16 protein-coding genes are annotated in these 22,312 nt (G+C 65.7%); 6 read left to right on the top strand and 10 right to left on the bottom strand.

Annotated features, from left to right (window positions below):
• Window positions 1-32: 32 nt before the first annotated feature.
• Entirely contained in the window at window positions 33-2,624 is a 2,592-nt protein-coding gene (acnB, locus tag E6C72_RS19890; RefSeq protein ID WP_109865208.1) for a bifunctional aconitate hydratase 2/2-methylisocitrate dehydratase, read from the bottom strand.
• 202 nt (window positions 2,625-2,826) lie between these two features.
• Complete coding sequence (gene rraA, locus E6C72_RS19885; RefSeq protein WP_109865207.1) at window positions 2,827-3,339, bottom strand: ribonuclease E activity regulator RraA; 513 nt, start codon at window positions 3,337-3,339, stop codon at window positions 2,827-2,829.
• A gap of 209 nt (window positions 3,340-3,548) precedes the next feature.
• Between rraA and E6C72_RS19880 the strand changes: the two genes are divergently transcribed.
• The gene (locus tag E6C72_RS19880) at window positions 3,549-3,926 is read left to right on the top strand and encodes a hypothetical protein (RefSeq protein WP_109865244.1); all 378 of its coding nucleotides are present in this window, start codon (window positions 3,549-3,551) and stop codon (window positions 3,924-3,926) included.
• Between the two features lie 305 nt (window positions 3,927-4,231).
• Here the strand turns inward: E6C72_RS19880 and E6C72_RS19875 are convergent, their stop codons facing one another.
• On the bottom strand, window positions 4,232-5,104 hold the full coding sequence (locus E6C72_RS19875) for a MurR/RpiR family transcriptional regulator (RefSeq protein ID WP_109865206.1): 873 nt from the start codon (window positions 5,102-5,104) through the stop codon (window positions 4,232-4,234).
• 411 nt (window positions 5,105-5,515) lie between these two features.
• Between E6C72_RS19875 and pflB the strand changes: the two genes are divergently transcribed.
• On the top strand, window positions 5,516-7,786 hold the full coding sequence (gene pflB, locus E6C72_RS19870; protein ID WP_199229005.1) for a formate C-acetyltransferase: 2,271 nt from the start codon (window positions 5,516-5,518) through the stop codon (window positions 7,784-7,786).
• Window positions 7,787-7,897: 111 nt separating this feature from the next.
• Complete coding sequence (gene pflA, locus E6C72_RS19865) at window positions 7,898-8,659, top strand: pyruvate formate-lyase-activating protein (protein ID WP_109865204.1); 762 nt, start codon at window positions 7,898-7,900, stop codon at window positions 8,657-8,659.
• Between the two features lie 23 nt (window positions 8,660-8,682).
• Here pflA and E6C72_RS19860 read toward each other — a convergent pair whose 3' ends face one another.
• A complete protein-coding gene (locus E6C72_RS19860) occupies window positions 8,683-10,209 on the bottom strand; it encodes an FAD-binding oxidoreductase (RefSeq protein ID WP_109865203.1) in 1,527 nt (508 codons plus the stop codon).
• Between the two features lie 302 nt (window positions 10,210-10,511).
• Between E6C72_RS19860 and E6C72_RS19855 the strand changes: the two genes are divergently transcribed.
• Window positions 10,512-11,045, top strand: coding sequence for a hypothetical protein (locus E6C72_RS19855; RefSeq protein WP_136700812.1), 534 nt, complete (start codon window positions 10,512-10,514; stop codon window positions 11,043-11,045).
• Between the two features lie 286 nt (window positions 11,046-11,331).
• On the opposite strand, the gene E6C72_RS19850 is transcribed toward E6C72_RS19855, so the two are convergent.
• From E6C72_RS19850 to nifJ, 4 genes are all read right to left on the bottom strand, one after another.
• Window positions 11,332-12,396, bottom strand: coding sequence for a LacI family DNA-binding transcriptional regulator (locus E6C72_RS19850; protein WP_109865202.1), 1,065 nt, complete (start codon window positions 12,394-12,396; stop codon window positions 11,332-11,334).
• Window positions 12,397-12,430: 34 nt separating this feature from the next.
• Complete coding sequence (locus E6C72_RS19845; RefSeq protein WP_247876136.1) at window positions 12,431-12,751, bottom strand: hypothetical protein; 321 nt, start codon at window positions 12,749-12,751, stop codon at window positions 12,431-12,433.
• A 62-nt stretch (window positions 12,752-12,813) separates the two neighbouring features.
• Window positions 12,814-14,319 (bottom strand): tagaturonate reductase, encoded by a 1,506-nt coding sequence (locus tag E6C72_RS19840; protein ID WP_109865200.1) that lies wholly within the window; start codon window positions 14,317-14,319, stop codon window positions 12,814-12,816.
• Window positions 14,320-14,522: 203 nt separating this feature from the next.
• Window positions 14,523-18,056, bottom strand: a complete 3,534-nt coding sequence (nifJ, locus tag E6C72_RS19835; RefSeq protein ID WP_109865243.1) for a pyruvate:ferredoxin (flavodoxin) oxidoreductase — start codon at window positions 18,054-18,056, stop codon at window positions 14,523-14,525.
• 853 nt (window positions 18,057-18,909) lie between these two features.
• Here nifJ and E6C72_RS19830 point away from each other — a divergent pair.
• On the top strand, window positions 18,910-20,193 hold the full coding sequence (locus E6C72_RS19830) for an MFS transporter (protein WP_109865199.1): 1,284 nt from the start codon (window positions 18,910-18,912) through the stop codon (window positions 20,191-20,193).
• Window positions 20,194-20,464: 271 nt separating this feature from the next.
• Here the strand turns inward: E6C72_RS19830 and E6C72_RS19825 are convergent, their stop codons facing one another.
• Both E6C72_RS19825 and E6C72_RS19820 read right to left on the bottom strand, forming a co-directional pair.
• Window positions 20,465-20,653: a hypothetical protein gene (locus tag E6C72_RS19825; RefSeq protein WP_109865198.1), complete on the bottom strand. Its 189-nt coding sequence runs from the start codon at window positions 20,651-20,653 to the stop codon at window positions 20,465-20,467.
• A 234-nt stretch (window positions 20,654-20,887) separates the two neighbouring features.
• Complete coding sequence (locus tag E6C72_RS19820; RefSeq protein ID WP_109865197.1) at window positions 20,888-21,586, bottom strand: HAD family hydrolase; 699 nt, start codon at window positions 21,584-21,586, stop codon at window positions 20,888-20,890.
• Between the two features lie 236 nt (window positions 21,587-21,822).
• Here E6C72_RS19820 and E6C72_RS19815 point away from each other — a divergent pair, with 236 nt between their 5' ends.
• Window positions 21,823-22,308: a MarR family winged helix-turn-helix transcriptional regulator gene (locus E6C72_RS19815; protein ID WP_109865196.1), complete on the top strand. Its 486-nt coding sequence runs from the start codon at window positions 21,823-21,825 to the stop codon at window positions 22,306-22,308.
• Window positions 22,309-22,312 lie beyond the last annotated feature (4 nt).

Below are 22,312 nucleotides of genomic sequence, written 5' to 3'. Positions count from 1 at the left end.
GGTTTTTCGTCACCGACCGCTGCGTCCGACGATCAGGCCGGGACGGCGACCTTTTCCGCGACTTCCTGGAAAGCCGGGATCTGGTCGAAGTTCATGTAGCGGTAGATGTCGCCAGCCGACTTGTTCACCACGCCGACCTGGGCGAGATACTCCTCGGTGGTCGGGATCTTGCCCAGCAGCGCCGCGACGGCGGCCAGTTCGGCCGACGACAGGTAGACGCGGGTGTCGATGCCCAGACGGTTCGGGAAGTTGCGGGTCGAGGTCGAGACGGCGGTCGAGCCCTTGCGGACCTGCGCCTGGTTGCCCATGCACAGCGAGCAGCCCGGCATCTCCATGCGGGCGCCGGCCTTGCCGAGGGTGGCGTAATAGCCTTCCTCGGTCAGCATCATCGCGTCCATCTTCGTCGGCGGGGCGATCCACAGGCGGGTCGGGATGTCCGAATTCCCGTTCAGGATCTTACCGGCGGCACGGAAGTGGCCGATGTTGGTCATGCAGGAGCCGATGAACACCTCATCGATCTTGTCGCCGGCGACTTCGGACAGCGTCTTCACGTCGTCCGGATCGTTCGGGCAAGCCAGGATCGGCTCCTTGATGTCGGCCAGATCGATCTCGATCACCGCGGCGTATTCGGCGTCGGCGTCCGGACGCAGCAGCTGCGGATCGGCGATCCACGCCTCCATCGCCTTGATGCGGCGCTCCAGGGTGCGCGCATCGGCGTACCCGTTGGCAATCATCCACTTCATCAGCGTGATGTTGGAGTTCATGTACTCGATGATCGGCTCCTTGTTCAGGAGCACGGTGCAGCCCGCCGCCGAGCGCTCGGCCGAGGCGTCGGTCAGCTCGAACGCCTGCTCGACCTTCAGGTCGGGCAGACCTTCGATCTCCAGCACGCGACCGGAGAAGATGTTCTTCTTGCCCTTCTTCTCGACCGTCAGCAGGCCGGCCTTGATCGCGTAGAGCGGGATGGCGTTGACGAGGTCACGCAGGGTGACGCCCGGCTGCATTTCGCCCTTGAAGCGGACCAGCACCGATTCCGGCATGTCCAGCGGCATGACGCCGGTGGCGGCGGCGAAGGCGACCAGACCGGAGCCGGCCGGGAAGCTGATGCCGATCGGGAAGCGGGTGTGGCTGTCGCCGCCGGTGCCGACGGTGTCCGGCAGCAGCAGGCGGTTCAGCCAGGAGTGGATGACGCCGTCGCCCGGACGCAAGGACACACCGCCGCGGGTGGAGATGAAGTCCGGCAGCTCATGGTGGGTCTTGACGTCCACCAGCTTCGGATAGGCGGCGGTGTGGCAGAAGGACTGCATCACCAGATCGGCCGAGAAGCCCAGGCAGGCCAGATCCTTCAGCTCGTCGCGGGTCATCGGGCCGGTGGTGTCCTGCGACCCGACCGTGGTCATCTTCGGCTCGCAATAGGTGCCGGGACGCACACCCTTGCCTTCCGGCAGGCCGCAGGCGCGGCCGACCATCTTCTGGGCCAGCGTGTAGCCCTTGCCGGTGTCGGCCGGAGCGGCCGGCTGGCGGAACAGCTCCGACGCCGGCAGGCCGAGCGCCTCGCGGGCGCGAGCGGTCAGGCCGCGGCCGATGATCAGCGGGATGCGGCCGCCGGCACGCACCTCGTCGAAGATCACCTCGGAGCGGACGGTGAATTCGGCGATGACCTCGCCGTTCTTCAGCGCCTTGCCCTCATAGGGGCGCAGCTCGATGACGTCGCCCATCTCCATCTTGTTGACGTCGAGTTCGATGGGCAGGGCGCCGGCGTCTTCCATGGTGTTGAAGAAGATCGGGGCGATCTTGGTGCCGAGGCAGACGCCGCCGAAACGCTTGTTCGGGACGAAGGGGATGTCCTCGCCGGTGAACCACAGCACCGAATTGGTGGCGGACTTGCGCGAGGAGCCGGTGCCGACCACGTCGCCGACATAGGCGATCAGGTTGCCCTTCTGCTTCAGCGCTTCCAGCTGCCTGGTCGGGCCGCGCTGGCCCGGCTCGTCGGCCTCGATGCCCGGGCGCGGGTTCTTCAGCATGGCGAGCGCGTGCAGCGGGATGTCCGGACGGCTCCAGGCGTCGGGGGCCGGCGACAGGTCGTCGGTGTTGGTCTCGCCCGACACCTTGAAGACGGTCAGGGTCATCGAGGCCGGGACTTCCTGACGCGAGGTGAACCACTCGGCATCGGCCCAGGACTGCAGCACCGCCTTGGCGTTGGCGTTGCCCTTGTCGGCCAGCTCCTTGACGTCGTGGAAGAAGTCGAAGACCAGCAGGGTCTTCTTCAGACCTTCCGCGGCGGCGGTGCCGCATTCGGCGTCCGCCAGCAGGTCGATCAGCGGCTGGACGTTGAAGCCGCCGAGCATGGTGCCCAGCAGTTCGGTAGCCTTGACCTTGGAGATCAGCGGCGAGCTGTCGGCGCCCTTGGCGACGGCGGCCAGGAAGCCGGCCTTGACACGGGCGGCATCGTCGACGCCGGCCGGAACGCGGTGGGTGATGAGGTCGAGAAGGAAGGCCTCCTCGCCCGCCGGCGGGGCCTTCAGCAGGTCGATCAGCTCCGACGTCTGCTTCGCGGTGAGGGGCAGGGCCGGAATTCCGAGGGCGGCGCGTTCGGCCGCGTGCTGGCGGTAGGCTTCGAGCACGGCAGGGTTCCTCATAAATGAAAGGCCGGCCCGTGGATGGGAACCGTGAGACGGCCCGCTTGAACTCATGGCGGGTTTATATGCCTGCTTAAATGAAAGTGCAAGGGGGCGCCCCGCTTACGTGAAGCGGACAGGATGAAGCAGCCATTCTTTTTGCACTGGTATTACCGGCGCTTGGTATGACCACTTCGGCACCCATGCTTTACTTCAAGGTGGCGGCCTGCTCCGGCGTCAGCAGGACGATGCCGTCCTCGTCGGCGAACAGGATGTCGCCGGGGCGGATGACAGCGCCCGGCAACTCCACGGCGACGTCGACCAGCCCCTGGTCGCGCCGGGTAGAGGCACGCGGAATCGACGCCAGCGCCTTGATGCCGAGCGGCAGGGTCGCCAGTTCGGCCACGTCGCGGACGCAGCCCCAGATCACCACGCCGGCCCAGCCGTTCCTGACGGCCGACGCGGCGATCATGTCGCCCATCAGGGCGCAGCGCAGGCTGCCGGCGCCATCCACCACCAGGATGCGGCCGGCACCGGGGGTGGCCAGCAGTTCCTTGACGCGGGAATTGTCCTCCAGGCACTTCACGGTGACGACCCCGCCGGCAAAGCGGGTGACGGCGCCGAAGTCGCGGAAGCCCGGCAGGACATAGCGGGCGTCATCCTTGAAGCGGTCGAACAGATCGCAGGTGGGGACGAAGGAGAGGCTCTGATCGGTCGTCATGGGGCTTGGAACTCCGCAGCGTGAACGGTGCAGGGACTTTCTCGCGTCACCTCTTGCGCCAAAGCCGGACGGGAGGCAAGAGCCGCCAGCCGCCCCGGCGGCCGGTCGGCGAACGTGACGCAGGAGACTTGCCGAACGTGCAATCGACGCCGCCGCATCCGCCACCCATATTTCCAGAAAGACGAAGAAAACGAATGGTGCCGTCCCCGATGAAAACGCCGAACCTCGCGGCCGCCGCCGCGGCCGGTACGCTGACCCTGCTGGTCTCCGCCTGCGCCTCCACTCTCTCGCCCCCGCCGATGGCACAGCCCGATCCAGCCCTGCTTGCCGTCATCAACAGCAACGTGGCCAATGACTGCAACCCGCAGACCGCGTCGGTTCTGACCGGGTTGCGCCTCCCCCCCGGCAACATCCGCGGCGTGAATTACGGGATCTATCGCGACATGTTCCGCGATGCGATCGTCCGCTGGGACGCCTGGGTGTATCTGAAGGACCAGCCGGGCGCGCTGGTGGTCACGCTCGACGAGGATTGCCGGCCGATCCAGGTCTACGCCCGCGAAGGGGCAAAGCTGCCGGGCCAGCAGTAAGCCATCGGGTCGCCATGGAAGATGGAACGGTGTGGAACAGGAATCCGCCCGTTGTTCCATGTCACGCCATGGCGCCAACCCACGCGTCGGTCGGCATGGGCAAGCGCCGGGCGGGTGAAACAGCGTGGAACAGGTCCCCGGCCGCTGTTCCATCCACGCGGCGAAAACTTGGCTGTCGAGCGGCATGGCAGGCCTCCGCAAACGGATGGAACCTGCCGCAGTATATAGGAATTTCATCCTTTCTCCGCCTTTTTGTTGAACGGAGCCGCACAACGGCTCCGCCCCGCGCGAATCTCTGACCTGTCTTAACTATTGCCGGCCCGTTCCGATACGTGGGCGTCCACCGCGCGGTCGTGGCGCTTCAGCCGCTCCTGGAGGGTGTCGCCCATCCGTAGCGCCACGGCGATCGACAGGATGTCGCCCAGGACCAGATGGGCGATGCGGACGGTCATCGGCGAATGGATGTCGAAATCGTCGGCCACGTCGGCGACGAGGCTGACGGTCGCCATGTCGGCGAGAGGAGAGCCGGAACGGGTCAGGGCCACCACGTCGGCGCCGGCCTTGCGGGCGTTCTGCACGGCGTCGAGGATGTCACGGGTGCGGCCTGTGCTGGACACCGCGACGACGGCATCGCCCTTCGCCAGGGTCAGGGCGGAGGCGAAATAGACGTGGGAGTCGGTGTAGGCGACCGTCGGCATGCCAAGCCGGAAGAATTTGCGCTGGATGTCCTCCGCCACCGTGCCGGAATTGCCGGAGCCGTAGAACTCGATCCGCCGGGCCGAGGCCAGAACGTCGGCAGCGCGGTCCACCGCCTGGGCCGGCAGGTTGTTGCGCACCTGCATCAGCGTGGCGATGGTGCGGTCGAACAGCTTGCCGGCCAACACTGCCCCCGGCACACCCCCATCCGCATCCACATCCCCACCGACCGACAGATCCTGGTGCAGGAAGGGCATGCCGCCGGCGATGTCCTGCGCCAGCTTGATCTTGAATTCACGGAAGCCGCGGCAGCCGAGCGCCGCGCAGAAGCGCGCCACCGTCGGTTCGCTGACCCCGACCCGGTCGGCCAGTTCGGCCATGGAAAGGTTGATGACGTCGCCCGGATGGGCCATCGCATAATCGGCCAGCTTGCGTTCCGATGGCCGGATCTGGTCGCGGACGGCGGCGATTCTCGCCAGCATGTGGGGGGCGCTCCCTTCTGATTGTGGGTCAGTCTAGCACATGTAGCAAAGCTACATATACAGCGCTGCGAACGACCGATTCCGTCGCGCCGCCGACGTGGCCCTTCCGAGCATTTCCAACCGCTCCATCCCCTGCCTGCGACAAAATGCCGGCCCCGTTTGCCTTGTCCGGAAGCCCGTCCGGGGGTATGTAGTAAAACTACAGAGCGGGCGCAACACATAGCGTCGGTCAAGAGATCGGCCACCCGGCGCCCGGCCTGAAAATATGACGTGTATCAACGAATTCGGCGCCGATCGCGCCTATGCTTTCAATCGTCCCGCGCGGTTCGCGGGCACCACGAGACCGCCGACACGGCATTCGACCCGCGCCGACGGCTATATCTCTGAGGAGTCATCATGGACACCCTGCTGATGGACGGACTTGCCCAGGCCACGGAGCAGCAGTCCGCCGCCGACCCCTGGCGCGGCTTCGCCCCGGGCGTCTGGCGCCGCTCGGTCGACGTCCGCGATTTCATCCAGCGCAACCTGACCCCCTATGAAGGGGACGCGGGCTTCGTCGCCGGTCCCACCGCCCGCACCACCGCGCTGTTCGCCAAGGTCACCGACCTGCTGAAGCAGGAACGCGCCGCCAAGGGCGGCGTACTGGATGCCGACACCGAGGTCTTCGCCTCCATCACCTCGCACGCCGCCGGCTACATCGACCGCGAGCTGGAAGTGATCGTCGGCTTGCAGACCGACAAGCCGCTGAAGCGCGCGATCATGCCGTTCGGCGGCTGGCGCATGGTCAAGACCGGCCTGGAAGCCTACGGCTTCACCCCCTCGCCGAAGCTGGAGGAGGTGTTCCCGGCCCTGCGCAAGACGCACAATGACGGCGTGTTCGATGTCTACACGCCCGAGATGCTGCGCTGCCGCAAGTCCGGCGTCATCACCGGCCTGCCCGACGCCTATGGCCGCGGCCGCATCATCGGCGACTATCGCCGGCTGGCCCTGTACGGCGCCGATTTCCTGATCAAGGACAAGAAGGCCCAGCTCGCCTCGCTGGAGGTTAGCCGCATCGACGAGGACGTGCTGCGCCTGCGCGAGGAGATCTCCGAGCAGATCCGCGCGCTGAAGGAGCTGGTCACGATGGCCGCCTCCTACGGCTTCGACGTCAAGCGGCCGGCCGCAACCGCGCGGGAAGCGGTGCAGTGGACCTATCTGGCCTATCTGGCGGCGGTGAAGGAGGCCAACGGTGCGGCGATGTCGCTGGGCCGGGTGTCCAGCTTCCTCGACATCTACATCGACCGCGATCTGCGTGACGGCGTCATCACCGAGGCGGAAGCCCAGGAGATGATCGACCATTTCGTGATGAAGCTGCGCATGGTCCGCTTCCTGCGCACGCCGGAATATGACCAGCTGTTCTCGGGCGACCCGACCTGGGTCACGGAATGCCTGGGCGGCATGGGGCTGGACGGCCGGACGCTGGTCAGCAAGACCAATTTCCGCATGCTGCAGACCCTGCACAACCTGGGGCCGGCGCCGGAACCGAACCTGACGGTCCTGTGGTCGGAACAGCTGCCGGACGGCTTCAAGCGCTTCTGCGCCGACACCTCGATCAAGACCTGCTCGGTCCAGTACGAGAACGACGACCTGATGCGCGGCTATTGGGGCGACGATTACGGCATCGCCTGCTGCGTCTCGGCCATGCGCATCGGCAAGCAGATGCAGTTCTTCGGCGCCCGCGCCAATCTGGCCAAGACGCTGATGTACGCCATCAACGGCGGCAAGGACGAGGTTTCGGGCGAGCAGGTCGGCCCGGCCTTCGCGCCGATCACCGGCGACGTGCTGGACTATGACGAGGTCATGGCCCGCTTCGAGCCGATGATGGAGTGGTTGGCCAAGGTCTACATGAACGCGCTGAACGCCATCCACTACATGCATGACAAGTACATGTATGAGCGGATGGAGATGGCCCTGCACGACCGCGACATCCTGCGCACCATGGCCTGCGGCATCGCCGGGCTGAGCGTGGTGGCGGACAGCCTGTCGGCGATCAAGTTCGCCAAGGTGAAGGTCATCCGCGACGCCAGCGGCCTCGCCACCGATTTCGCGATCGAGGGCGACTATCCGGCCTTCGGCAACAACGACGCGCGGGTCGACGACATCGCGGTGTGGGCGGTCGAGCGCTTCATGACCGCGCTGCGCAAGCAGAAGCCCTACCGGAACGCCATGCCGACCCAGTCGGTGCTGACCATCACCTCCAACGTGGTCTACGGCAAGAAGACCGGCAACACGCCGGACGGCCGCAAGGCCGGCCAGCCCTTCGCGCCGGGTGCCAACCCGATGCACGGGCGGGACAAGAAGGGTGCCATCGCGTCGATGGCCAGCGTGGCGAAGCTGCCCTACTCGCACGCGCAGGACGGCATCAGCTACACCTTCACCATCGTCCCCGGCGCGTTGGGACGGACCGAGGACGAGCGTGTGAACAATCTGGTCGGCATGCTGGACGGCTATGCCGCCCAGGGCGGCCACCACATCAACGTCAACGTCTTCGACCGCGAGACGCTGCTGCATGCCATGGACCATCCGGAGCTGTATCCGCAGCTGACCATCCGGGTGTCCGGCTACGCGGTGAACTTCATCAAGCTGACACGCGAGCAGCAGCTCGACGTCATCAGCCGGACGTTCCACGACAAGCATTGAGGGGTATTGGCTCAGCTCCCTCTCCCGCCTCTCGCACAAACTTCGTTTGTGCGAGAGGCGGGAGAGGGCGATCCGCGAGCTGCAAAGTTTTGAAATTGGATTCCTGACGTTATGACACCCCCCCTCCCCCAGGCCCGCCCCGGCTCCGTTTCCGGCTGGATCCATTCGGTCGAGACCGGCGGCACGGTGGACGGGCCGGGGATCCGCTATGTGCTGTTCATGTCGGGCTGCCCGCTGCGCTGCCTGTACTGCCACAATCCCGACACCCAGCACATGCATGACGGGACGCGGACCACCTCCGCGGAAATTCTCGACGACATCGCGCTCTACGCCACCTTCCTGAAGCGGGCCCATGGCGGGCTGACGCTGAGCGGCGGCGAACCGCTGGTGCAGCCGGAATTCGCCGCCGCCATCCTGCGCGGGGCCAAGGCGATGGGGCTGCACACCGCGCTCGACACCTCCGGCTTTCTCGGCAACCATGCCGACGACCATCTGCTGGAGGACGTCGACCTCGTCCTGCTCGACATCAAGGCCTTTTCGGAAAAAACCTACCGCCATCTGACCGGCGTTCCGCTGCGCCCGACGCTGGAATTCGCCGAACGGCTCGCCGGGATGAACAAGCGCATCTGGCTGCGCTATGTGCTGGTCCCCAACCTGACCGACGATGCGGCCGAAATCGACCAACTGGCGGAGTTCGTCGCCGGGCTCGGCGTCGTCGACCGCGTCGACGTGCTGCCCTTCCACAAGATGGGCGAGCACAAGTGGAAGGCCTTGGGACGCAAATACATGCTGACCGACACCGAACCGCCCTCGCGCGCGCTGGTGGAGCGGGTGCGCGGGCAGTTCCAGGCACAGGGGCTGCGGGCGGACTGACCTCCCGCAGCCCCGGCCCGGAGTTACGCCGGGCGGATCGCCTGGGCGAAGGTGAAGAGCATGGCCGGGTCGACCGCCTTCTTCACCTGGGCCAGCCTGGCGAGATTCTCGCCGTAATAGGCGCGCTGCCAGTCGGCCAGCGACGGGTCGGGGAAGTTCTGGAAGGCCCCCTGCGCCCTGGTCCGGCGGTTGACATCGTCGTAGAAGCGCTGCTGCCAGTCCAGCGCCTGCTCGATCAGCAGGGCCGAATCCGTCGGCCGCCACCAGTTGGCCTCGACCGAGAACAGCCAGTCATAGCCGCGGTGGACATAGGCGGTGTCCGTCGGACCGACGCGGTTGATGGCGCCGCCGACCTGGAAGAACTTGAAGGCGACGGGCATCGAGGTGGCGGGCATCCTGGCCGCCCAGTCGAACATCGCGGCGATCGCCTCGTCGCCGATGTCCGCCGCCTTCATGAAGCTGGATTTTTCCTGGTAATAATAGGGGAAGGTGGTTTCGGTCAGGAAATCCTGCCCCGTCCAATAGGGCACAGTCTCCTTCACCTGCGACTGGTCCTTGTCGACCAACTCCCAGGTCGACTTGAAGATCTCCTTGAGCGTCTTGTTGGATTTGTGCAGCTGGCCGAGAATCGACAGCTTCAGCGGCACATTGGCGCAACGCTCCTGCCAGCTGGGGATAGTGACGTTGATCTTGCTGCCGAACTCGTCGGGGGCCGCCGCCAGTTCGGTCAGCAGTAGCTTCAGGACCTTCGGCAGATCCTTGGTCCAGACCAGATTGAAGACGGTCACCGGCTCCGCCGGGCGGGTCTCCAGCGTGAAGGAAGTGTTGATGCCGAAATTGCCGCCGGCGCCGCCACGGCAGGCCCAATGGAGGGCGGATTCGGTGGTGGCATCGGCCTTGACGTGGCTGCCGTCCGCCGTCACCAGCTCGGTCGCCCGCAGCAGGTCCGACGCCATCCCGAATTTGCGCATGTTGAAGCCGATGCCGCCGCCGAGCAGGAAGCCGGCCGCCCCGACCGAATCACAGCGCCCGTGGGTGATGGTGCGGCCCAGCCGCTCCATCTGCTTGTAGACGTAGGAGTTCAGCGTGCCGCCCAGCACCCTGACCAGCCCGTCGGAGCCCGCCAACGGCTCCGCCCCCGCCATCGGCGTCATGTCGATCAGCAGGCCGGGCGTGGTGGAGAAGCCGGCGTAATTGTGGCCACCGGAGCGCACGGCGAAGGGCATGGCCTGCTCCTTCACCCATTTGATGCAGGCCTGGACATCCTGGGGAGTGCCGCAGCGGGCGATACCGACCGGCAGGGTGGCGCCATAGCGCAGGTTGTTGGGACGGCAGATGTCGGCGAAGAACGGATCCTCCGGCCGCAGCACCGCCCCACCCTTCACCGCCTTCGCCAGATCGGTCCAGGCCGATGGCGGCGGGCAATAGCCTGCGCCCGTCTCGGCCGCGAAGGCACCGCCCGGCAGCAGCCGGACCGCGGCGGCGGCCCCAGCGACGCGGCCGGCCCCGACAAGGAAATTGCGGCGGGAAGAATGCAATGCGAGCGCCATGAACTTGCCATCCCCTTCAAGGGTTGTTCTGCGTACAGATCTATCACAATCAGAACATAAAGAGCGTAGAAATTCTCGTAAAGGTGGATCGTGGCGGGTCGCTTGCCTATGCGGCTAAATACCAATGAGTGTATTATAATAATATTTCTCTAACATTTGGATTCATTTCGGTGATTTAAGTTTCCTTTTCAGATATTGATGAATTAATAATATTCAATATAGTTGTATATGGCAGCCATTGAGTTGCCCCCAAGAGCGCACGGGCGATTTTCAAACGCAAAATAGATCAAATGGAGGGAATCATGATGGATATCAGTCAGTTCCTTGGCAGCACGTCGCAAACGGATGTCACCTATGATATTAAATATCTTGGCCTTATAGTTGGAACAGCAACTTACAATTTGATAACGCCGTCTTATGTTGAAATTGGAATTCAGAATTACAGCATCGATTTGGGGAAGAATTCGATTGCATTTGACCAGGGTACTCTTGTCTTGCAGTCATGGTCGCTCCCCGTCGGGGGACAATCTGTAGACATGCTTACCTATCAGCTCTCAAGAACGTCGACGTCGACAAAGGGAGACACAACGACGATAAACAACTTCAACGACAACATTGAATCCACAGCTTCTCTGGTGTCGAACGCCGGTTCCCTGTCTCCGAACAAGCAGCAGCTTATCGGTTCCGCTTTGGTCGGCGGCGTCATCGTTCCATTTGGAATGATGCCCGTCAAGAATACTGCAGAGAATGCATCTGCCGGATCAAGCAACACGCAGCTCTCTTTCAAGGTTCTACTGTGGCAAAACCTCACTCTCGTACCACAACCCTCTTCCTGATTTCTTGCCTACGTGCATTCACGGTCTGTCTTGTGACCATTAAATTACATGACAAACTCTAGCATTATAATTTTTCGCGCGATTCACGATCCAAGCGACACCGCTTGAAACGATCACATTCCAAATCGCACCGACCTATCCCTATGGAGATGACGGCGGCAGCCAAGGGCAATGCCGTCGTCTCCATGGGTGTTTCAGGAATTACGAGCAATGGCTCGGGACGAATCGCATAAATCTGACGTGGTTCCGGACCTGCGCCGACCTGGCCGAGCTTCCGTCCAATCTCCTATTTGGCTTTCGCCGGCCGGGTGCTGCCGCGGATCACCAACTCGCAATCCAGATTGTGGTGCTTCGGCGTCACCCGGACTCCATCGAGGGCCGCCAGGATTTGCGTGGCGCTGAGGCGGCCGATCTCTCGCTGGGGCGGGCGGACGGTGGTCAGCGGCGGCGGACAGGAACCGCTGAAGGGCAGATCGCCGAATCCCACCACCGCCAGATCGTCGGGCACGCGCAGGTCGCGGCGGGTCACCTCGAACAGCACCCCCAGCGCCAGCGCGTCGTTGGAGCAGACCACGCCGTCGATGTCGGGATGGCGGGTCAGGATCTCGTCGATCAGCCAGCGGCCGACCTCGGTCGTCGCGGCGTCGGGGACGGTGAAGTCGATGGGATCGTGCAGGCCGCGGCGCATCACCTCCGCCTCGTAGCCGTCGGTGCGGCTGCGGACGCGCAGATCCTGGTGGGCGGCGGCGCCGATGTAGGCGACCTTGCGGCTGCCCTGGTCGTAGAGGTGGCTGGTCTGCATGCGGCCGACCTCGAAATGCGAGAAGCCGACGCTGATGTTGACCGCCTCACCGGGGTGGCCGGGCATGTCCCACATCTCGACCACCGGCACTCCGCAGGAGGCCAGCATGGCGCGGGTCCGTTCGGTGTGGTGGAAGCCGGTCACCACCATCGCTGCCGGCGACCAGGCGAGAAAGGCGCGGATCAGGCTTTCCTCCTCCTCCGGGCTGAATTCGCTGACGCCGAGCAGGGTCTGGTAATGCGCCGCCTGGAACATGCCCTGGAGCGTGTTGTAGGTCTCGGCAAAGAAGGAATTCAGGATGGACGGCAGGATGACGCCGACGGTGCGGCTGCGCGCGGCGGCGAGGCTGCCGGCGACCAGGTTGGGCACATAGCCCATCTCGTCGATCACCCGCGCGATGCGTTCGGCCAGATGGCGCGACACCGACTCCGGCCGGCGGAGATAGAGCGAAACGGTGCTGGGCGACACGTCGGCGGCGGCCGCCACGTCGGTCATCGTCACCCGCTGGGTGCCGCGGCGCGTCCGCTTCCTGGTCTCTGTCGTCTGCATCGTCGGTCTTCCTCACGCATCTGGATGCGGCCCGTCAGTGCCGCGTCGGCGGACCGGCGGCAGCAGGCTCGGCAAGGATCAGATCAGCCAGGACCGCTATCGCTTCGTGGACAAGCCGATAGGCGGCCTCGATCCGGCTGAGCGCCTCGTCGCACTCGCTCCCGTCGTCACCGTCGCGCGTCTCCTGCCGGACGGCCCGGAACAGGCTCAGCGCTTCGCGGCCGATGATCCTATGGCTTGCCCGCAGGTTGCAATCCTCTTGCATCGCCAGCGGGACATGCAGCAGGCGATGGCGCAGCACCGCGGCGTCGAGTTCGAGTTCGGCGATGCGCCGGTTCAGAAGGGGTGTCATCATCCTGCACCTTCGGGGGGCGCCACTGCGGACGCGCCCCCTGTGTTACGGTCAGGGCCGCTGCATCATGCTGCCACCAGTTCCGTCATCGCCGCCTTCATGCCCTTCGCCTCGATGGCGGCGAGGCTGTCGGCCACCCGGGCGGCGAGGCCGGGGATGGCGGTCAGGTCCTCCTTCCAAAGGCGGGTGTCGGACAGGACGGCGGCAACCAGAGCCTTGGCATCACCCGCGTTGGCGGCCCAGGCGGCCGCCATGACGGCGATCACATCGGCATTGTCGCTGATCGGATAGGCTCCGGCCTCGCGCGTACCGGTGTAGGCGCCGTCGGCCAGAGCGCCGCGATAGAAGCGCAGGAGCGCCGCCAGCGAGAAGGACAGGCCGGCGGGGGCCGCACCGTCGCGGACCACCGCGTCCTTCAGGCTGGGCAGGACGCGCACCTGCCATTTCGACACCGAGTTCAGCGTGATCGAGATCAGCTCGTGCCGGATATAGGGATTGCTGAAGCGCTCCATGATGGTGCGGGCGTAATCCTGGCGTTCGGCCTCCGGCAGGGGAACGTAGGGGACGATCTCCTCGAACATCACCTTGTTCAGGTAGGCCGACACGGTCGGATCGTCCATCATCGACTTGACGGTGTCGAGCCCGGCGCAATGGGCGGCCAGCGCGCTGGCGGTGTGGGCGCCGTTCAGGATGCGGACCTTGCGGGTGCGGTAGGGCTGGAGGTCGTCAGTCCACACCACGTTGAGGCCGGCCTTGTGCAGCGGCAGTTCCTCGGCCAGATGGGCCGGGCCCTCGATCACCCAGACATGGAAGGGCTCGGCGGCGACGGCCAGCCTGTCCTCATAGCCCCATTTGGCGCTGAGGGCGGCCGCCTCGTCCTTCGGATAGCCGGGGACGATGCGGTCGACCAGCGTGTTCAGGAAATGGTTGTGCGTCTCGACCCAGTCGGCAAAACCCGCTTCCAGACCCCAGCGCTTGGCATGGGCCAGGACGATGCGCTTCAGGTTGCTGCCGTTGGCCTCGATCAGCTCGCAGGGCAGGAAGACCAACCCGCTGTCGGCGGTACCGCCCAGCGCTTTGTAGCGGGCATGCAGCAGCGCCGCGACCTTGGCCGGGAAGCTGTCGGGACAGGTGCCGGGCGCATGGGCCTCCTCGCGGTCGGCGATGCCGGCTTCGGTGGTGTTGGAGACGAGGAAGCGCAGGGCCGGCGACGTCGCCAGCTCGACCATCCGCGCCCAGTCGGCATGGGGGTTCAGCGCCTCCGAGACGCAGGAGACGACACGGCGGGATTCGACCTCGCGCCCGTTCTCGATGCCGCGCAGCAGGACGGTGTAGAGGTTGTCCTGTGCCTTCAGCAGCGGGGCGATGCCCTGATCCAGCGGCTGCGCGATGGCGACACCGGCTTTGGTCAGCCCCTGGCCGTTGGCGACATCGACCATCCAATCGACGAAACCGCGCAGGAAATTGCCGTCGCCGATCTGGAGGATGGTCACGGGCAGGGTCGGAGCGCCGTCGGTGTGGGCGACGTCGAACGCGCCACCGGCAAGCTGGTCACGGGTCAGGGAACGCATGACTGGGCATCCTTAAGGGGAGCTGAAGATCGGAGCCCGGCGCATGGGAGGCAGGCACGGGCGATGGGTTCAATATACTAATATATTAATACCCTGGGCAAGAGGAAAAGGGTGCGGCATTGTGGTGAGGATGTTGGCTTCGACTGCCCCCACCCTGCCCCTCCCCCGCTGGGCGGGGAGGGGCAGGGTGGGGGCAGTCGCCCCTACTCCTTGAACCCCGCCATATGCTCGAACAGGTGGCGCTTGCGGCGAATCTCCGCCTCGGCTTCATCAAGGAGCGCGTGGTAGCGCTCGGGGTTGGCGCGCTCAACCGCGCTGAAGCGCGATTCCCCGGCCATGAAGGCGGCGAGCCCGGCCGAGGGGGCGCCGCTGTCCAGCTGCAGGGCGGTCTTGCCGTCGGCCAGCCGGCGCGGGTCGCGGCGGTAGAGCGACCAGTGGCCGCTGTCCACCGCCAGCTTCTGGTGCTCCAGCCCGTGCGACAGCTCGTAGCCATGGGCGACGCAATGGCTGTAGGCCAGGACCAGAGACGGGCCCTGGTAGGACTCGGCCTCGATCAGGGCGTTCAGCGTGTGGCTGTCGCGGGCGCCGAAGGCGGTGCGGCCGACATAGACATGGTCGTAGGCCATCGCCATCAGCCCCAGATCCTTCTTGGCCGCCGACCGGCCGGCGGTGGCGAACTTGGCCGAGGCGCCGATGGGGGTGGCCTTGGACTGCTGGCCGCCGGTGTTGGAATAGACCTCCGTATCCATCACCAGGATGTTCACGTCACGGCCCGATGCCAGCGCATGGTCGAGCCCGCCATAGCCGATGTCGTAGGCCCAGCCGTCGCCGCCGACGATCCACACGCATTTGCGGACCAGATAGTCGGCCAGCTGCTCCAGCCGGCGGGCCAGCGGGTCCTTCAGCGCCGCGAGCTGTCCCATCAGCGTGGCGGCGCGGGTCCGCTGCGCGGCGATGCCGGCGGAGTCGGATTGGTCGGCCTCCAGAAGCGCGGTGACCAGCCCCGGTTCAAGCTGCGCCGACAGCAGGCCCAGCGTGTCACGCGCCTGTTCGGCCATCTGGTCGATGGCGACGCGCAAGCCGAGGCCGAATTCGGCATTGTCCTCGAACAGCGAATTGGCCCAGGCCGGACCATGGCCGCTGGCATCGGTGGTGTAGGGCGTGGTCGGCAGGTTGCCGCCATAGATCGACGAGCAGCCGGTGGCGTTCGCCATCACCATGCGGTCGCCGAACAGCTGGGTCAGCATCTTGATGTAGGGCGTCTCGCCGCAGCCGGCGCAGGCGCCGGAGAACTCGAACAGCGGTTCGAGAAACTGGCTGTGCTTGACGGTGACGGGCACCGACTCGCGCGGGATGGCGGGCAGGCCGCGGAAGAAGTCGAAGGCCTCCTGCTGGCCGGCCAGCGCCTGGATCGGCCGCATCTCCAACGCCTTGCGGCCGCCCTTTTCCCTTCCTGAGGCGCCCTTCTCCTCCGCGGGACAGGCGGCGACGCACAGCGTGCAGCCGGTGCAGTCGGCCGGCGAGGCTTGCAGGCGATAGCGGCCGCCTGGGAACTCGCGGCCCTTGTAGGGAATCGTCTCGAATCCGGCCGGCGCGCCGGCCAGCGCCGACTCCGGCACCACGGTGGCCCGGATGGCGGCATGCGGACAGACCAGCACGCACTTGTTGCACTCGATGCAGAGGTCGGCGTTCCAGCCCGGCGCCTCCGCCGCGATGCTGCGGCGTTCGTATTTGGAGGTGCCGGTCGGCCATGTGCCGTCGACCGGGAAGGCGGACACCGGCAGCCGGTCGCCATGGCCGGCGATCATCATGGCGGTGACGCGCTTGACGAAGTCGGGCGCGGTCTCCGGCACCGGGGCCGGGCGATCATGGTCGGCGGTAACGCGGTCGGAAACCGGAACGGGGCGGAGATGGGTCAGCGCCTGATCGACGGCGGCGATGTTGCGCGCCACCAGCGCCTCGCCACGGCGGGCGTAGGTCTTGCGGATCGCCGCCTTGATCTCGGCGATGGCGTCCTCGACCGGCATCACCTTGGCAAGGGCGAAGAAACAGGTCTGCATGATGGTGTTGACCCGGCGGCCGAGGCCGACTTCCCGCGCGACGGCACCGGCATCGATGGCGTGCAGCGACAGCCTGCGCTCGATGCAAAGGCGCTGGACCTCCGCCGGCAGCGCGTCCCACACCTGCTCAGGCGTGCCGGGAGCGTTCAGCAGGATGGTGGCGCCGGGGGCGGCCATCTCAACCACCTCGACCCGCTCCATCAGCGGCAGATGGTGGCAGGCGACGAACTGGGCCTGACCGATCAGGTAGGGCGCGCGGATCGGCTCCTTGGAAAAGCGCAGGTGCGACACGGTGGTCGAACCGGACTTACGGCTGTCATAGACGAAATAGGCCTGGGCATGGCCGCCGCTGCGCGACTGGATGATCTTCAGCGAGTTCTTGTTGGCGCCCACCGTGCCGTCGGCGCCCAGACCGAAGAACACGGCACGGGAGACCCCCGGCTCCTCCACCGCCCAATTCGGGTCCCAGGGGATAGAATGGTGGGTGACGTCGTCGGTGATGCCGATGGTGAAGCGGCGCTTCGGCCGGTCGCGGCCCAACTCGTCGAACACCGCCTTCGCCATGGCAGGGTTGAATTCCTTGGACGACAAGCCGTAGCGGCCGGCGATCACCATGGGATCAACGGCAGTCGGGTCGGCGGCGCGGGCCTCGGCCAAAGCGGCGACCACGTCGAGATAGAGCGGGTCGGCGACCGCCCCCGGTTCCTTGGTGCGGTCGAGCACGGCGATGCGGCGCACCGTCGCCGGCAGGGCGGCGACGAAATCGGCGATGGCGAAGGGCCGGAACAGCCGGACGGTCAGGCAGCCGACGCGCTCGCCCTGCCCGACCAGCCGGTCAACCGTGCCATTGCAGGTCTCCGCCCCCGATCCCATCACCACCACCACCCGCTCCGCCTGTGGATGGCCGTGATAGTCGAACAGGTGATAGGCGCGGCCGGTGCGGGCGGCCAGCTGGTCCATCATCTCCTGCACGATGGCCGGACAGGCATCGTACCAGGGGTTGGCGGCTTCACGGGCCTGGAAGAACACGTCGGGATTCTGCGCCGTGCCGCGAACGACCGGATGGTCGGGCGTCAGGCCGCGGCGGCGGTGCGCATCGACGCAAGGCTCCTCGATCAGGGCGCGCAAATCGTCGTCGGCCAGCGGCGCGACGCAGTTGAATTCGTGCGAGGTGCGGAAGCCGTCGAAAAAATGCAGGAAGGGGACGCGGGCGCGCAAGGTGGCGGCATGGGCGACCAGCGCCAGATCCTGCGCTTCCTGCACATTGGCCGAGGCGAGCATGGCGAAGCCGGTCTGGCGGCAGGCCATCACGTCGGAATGGTCGCCGAAGATCGACAGCGCATGGGTCGCCAGCGTGCGCGCCGCCACATGCATGCAGAATGGCGTCAGCTCTCCGGCGATCTTGTACATGTTGGGGATCATCAGCAGCAGGCCCTGCGACGCCGTGAAGGTCGTCGCCAGCGCCCCGGCCTGCAAGGCGCCATGGACCGCACCGGCGGCACCGCCTTCCGACTGCATCTCCACCACCTGCGGCACGCTGCCCCACAGGTTGGGACGGCGCGCCGCCGACCATTCGTCGGCGAATTCCCCCATCGGCGAGCTTGGCGTGATGGGGTAGATCGCGATGACGTCGCTGGCGCGATAGGCCACGGAGGCCGCCGCCTCGTTGCCGTCCATGATGCGGGCCATGAGGGGGGATGCCGGGACGGGGCTGACGGAGGCGGTGGAGGTCGGGCTGTGGGTCATGCCGGAAAATTCCTTTGTGCTGGCGACGATCGTCTCCATGAGGCGTCTTCGATGACGGAGGCCGGCAGAGCTTTGAAATGCCGGCACGGCGGGCGTCAGGAAACGGCTGTCGGCCAGAGGGAATGGTCGGCCCGGAGCGGGCTGGACACATTGACGCTGGTCAGTCCAATGCGGAATTTCCGGGTGCCGTCCTTCTGCGCTGCACCACGGTCTGATATATTACTTTTGCAAGGAAGGCCTCAATTTGTCGCACCGCAGCATTGGCGGAAAACCCGGCAATCCTGCGGAAGAATCAACTGGAACAGTCCGAAGGCAGGTTCCGGCAGAGGCGGACGGTCTCAGATAGACCTTTGATCCAGATCATTTATCGCGAACCGGCGCTGTGGCTTCCTGAATACGGATGAAGCGGGCCGACCAGTCCGCCTTTGAATCCGAACAGGAGAACAGGCTTCTCAACCCCCAATTATACTGCGTCGCAGCAAGAAGCCGCCATCGAATGACAGGCGCGGTTATGCTGCGGATGCGAAGAAATCAGCGCACCGCATCATTGGACTGCGACATTTTCGCAAGAACCGAAGGCGGCCCCGGAAAACCGCTTGCACCCGACACTGATATATTAATATAACTCCGTCAGCGATGCTCCCGCCCCTCTTGAAACGGAGTGGAAGCGACCCCGTCGCCCGGCACCGAACACCCGCCGGCCAGGCGTCCCTCCCGAGGATCGCCGCCTTAAGGGCCTGTACGTGCGCACCGGCGCCTGCCGTGGCAGGCATGTGAGGAAAACATGAACAAGATCCGTGGTTTGCGGTGGCAAATCCTTGCCCTGATGATGCTGGGCACCGTGGTCAACTACATCGACCGCAACACTCTGGGCATCCTGGCGCCGACGCTGAAGGAACAGCTCCACTTTTCGACCGAGCAGTATTCCTTCATCGTCAGCGCCTTCCAGCTCTGCTACAGCCTGATGCAGCCGGTCGCCGGCTACATCACCGACCTGATCGGGCTGAAGCTGGGCTACGCGATGTTCGCCGGCGTCTGGGGCATTGCCGCCGCCATGCACGCGCTGGCCGGCAGCTGGCAGTCGATGGCCTTCTTCCGCGGCCTGCTGGGCGTCAGCGAAGCGGCGGCCATGCCGTCGGGCGTCAAGACCTCCACCCTGTGGTTCCCGGCCAAGGAGCGCTCGATCGCCACCGGCTGGTTCAACACCGGCAGCTCGATCGGCGCGATGATCGCCCCGCCCTTCGTCATCTGGCTGTCGCTGACCTATGGCTGGCAGGAAGCCTTCCTCGTCACCGGTCTGCTGGGCGTCGGCATGTCCGCCCTCTGGTACATGCTGTACCGCAACCCGGAGAACCATCCGCGCCTGACCAAGGAAGAGCACGCCTACATCCTGGAAGGCCAGGAGCATGTCGAGCTGCCGAAGCCGTCGATGAAGCGCGTGCTTGGCAAGGGCAAGTTCTGGAGCATCGCCGCCGCCCGCTTCCTGACCGAGCCGGCCTGGCAGACCTTCAGCTTCTGGATCCCGCTGTACATGGTCTCCACCCGCGGCATGGACATCAAGCAGTTCGCCCTGTTCGCCTGGCTGCCGTTCCTGGCCGGTGACATCGGCTGCATCCTCAGCGGTTACCTGTCGCCCTTCTTCGTCAAGCGCTTCCGGATGTCGCTGGTCAACTCCCGCATCGCCGGCGTGGGCGTGGGAGCGGTGTGCATGGTCGGCCCGGCGCTGATCAGCTTCGCCGCCAGCCCGATCACCGCGATCTTCCTGTTCTCGCTCGGCGCCTTCGCCCACCAGATGCTGTCGAGCCTGCTCTACGCCCTGGTCACCGACACCTTCGAAAAGCAGGATGTCGCCACGGCGACCGGTTTCGGCGGCATGGCCGGCTATCTGGGCGGCATGATCTTCTCGCTGATCATCGGCCAGTTGGCGACCACCATCGGGTACGAGCCGCTGTTCGCCTGCCTGACCGTCTTCGACCTGACCGCTTTCGTCATCATCGCCCTGGTCCTGGGCCAGCGCGGCACCAAGCACGGCGCCGTCCTCCCGAACGCCACGGCCGGCGCCGACTGACGGTTCTTCCGAAGCCCGTCCGAACGGTGGCAAAGACGCCCTCCGGCCCAGCGCCGGGGGGCGTTTCCCTTTGCCGGCGGACCAGGAGGGTTGCTGGGCAAAAAAGCTGACCGCGGGAAGAGAAGTCGCTTGCCACGCGAATAGGATATTAATATATTAGTCTTGTACCGCTGGATGCGCCGTGGGTTGACCCGGCACAACTTGTTGGACGTTCCTCTCGGACTTCAGAGCCGCCGGTTTTCCGGCGGCTCATTTTTTTGTCCGGCCGCGATCAGTTGAACAGGAAGGACTGGCTGTCGGGTTCGACCGCAGGGACCGCGCGGTGCGGCGCGGCGGAAACCGTGGCTGCGCCGGCGGCGACCGACAGCAGCGAAGCCAGGGCAAAGGCCGAGGCGACCAGAGCGCGGGCGAGGGTGTGGCGAGCGGCGGGCTGCTGGGCGGAATACTGCTTGGCGGACATGCGGCGGCTCCTGATCTGGGATTTCGATGATCGGGCGTCGTGGAGCGGCGTCATCATCGGCAACGCCATGCTGCCATCGGCCTGTCATTGTGAAACGCGCCGTTACCGCATGTCCTTCATGCTTATGTTGCACTGCATCATAGCGCTGTGACTGTGCATGATCCAATTCGCGGCAATGGTTCACAGCGCTATTATTGGTTTTGCAGGCCTTTCATTTGCCGAAAGGCTGCTTCTTTACTGCGCCAGACCGCGACGGCCGCCGACTTCGTCCAGGTGATCCAGCATGTCGGCCGGATCCTCGTAGACGCGCAACGCGCCGGAGCGCTCCAGCTCCTCCCGACCGTAACCGCCGGACAGCAGGCCGATGCCCAGCGCGCGCGCCCGCTTGGCGGCGATCATGTCCCAGATGCTGTCGCCGACGACGAAGGCGCTGGCGATGTCGACGCCGATCCGGGCGGCGGCGGTCAGGAACAGGTCGGGATCGGGCTTGGCATATTCGACCTCGTCGCGGGTGACGACCGCGGACTTCGCCGGATCGACGCCCAGCTTCTCCAGCGCCGGCCGCGCCGTCTCCATCCGGCCGCTGGTGGCGATGGCCCAGGGAATCTTCAACTCCGTCAGCGTGTCCAGCAGGTCTCGCGCGCCCGGCAGCGGCACCACGCCCGACGCCAGCCGCCGGTAGGCCTGCGCATGGCGCTGGCGCAGCCGGTCGAGCAAAGCCTGGTCGGCGGCGAGACCGGTCTCGCGCAGCAGCATGTTGGTAAACAGGCCGCCGCTCATGCCGATCTTGCGGTGGATCCGCCAGACCGACAGGGCGATGCCCTCCTCGTCCAGCGCCTCCTTCCAGGCCAGCACATGCTGGTACACCGTGTCGGTCAGCGTGCCGTCGAGGTCGAACAGAAAGGCGTTGGTCACGCGTGCAAAGCCGGTCATGTCCAGATGTCCACGATTTATGAAGGTCGGACCACAGGTGGGGTCGCCCGGCCGTTTTCGCCAAGGAATCGCCGCCGGGGGCATGGATTTCCCTCGACGATAATCCACGCGAATCTCCGCCCCACTTTCACCACGCTGGCGCGCAGACTGCCGCTTCCGCTGGCGCGTTGACTTCGCTACAGTCCGCGGCCAAGCTTGCCGCCGGTTCGTGCGGTATCGGGGAGGGGGAAGAACGCGTGTCGGAAAGGCCGGAGGATGGCGACAGTGCCTCGACAGACGACGATCTGGTCACATTGCTCGATCAGGTCAGCCGGCTTGTCTATGGCATCAGCTTCACCGACGGGCTTTTCCCGGCCCAATGGGTGGCGCTGCGCTATTTCCATGACGCGCCGGAGCCGGCGCGCACCCTGACCGCGCTGGCGCGGTTCCAGAAAATCCACTTGGCGCCGGTATCGCGCACCGTCTCGACCCTGGTGGACAAGGGGCTGCTGGCCCGCCGCCCCCATCCCGGCTTCAAGCGCGGCTGGCTGTTCGACCTGACGGCGGACGGGCTGACCCTGCTGGACCGCGATCCCCTGCGCCAGTCGCTGAGCCCGCCGATCGCCGCCATGGCGGAAAACGAACGGGCGATGCTTGGCCGCCTGATGAAGCGGATCATCAGCCACATGCAGGCGGGCAGCGACGCCGGCGAGAAAAAGGCGGACGGCACGCCGGTCGCCTGAAGCC

It is taken from the genome of Azospirillum sp. TSH100 (assembly GCF_004923295.1).
Taxonomy (GTDB): Bacteria; Pseudomonadota; Alphaproteobacteria; order Azospirillales; family Azospirillaceae; genus Azospirillum.
This window is presented reverse-complemented; position numbering and strand designations above follow the sequence as displayed.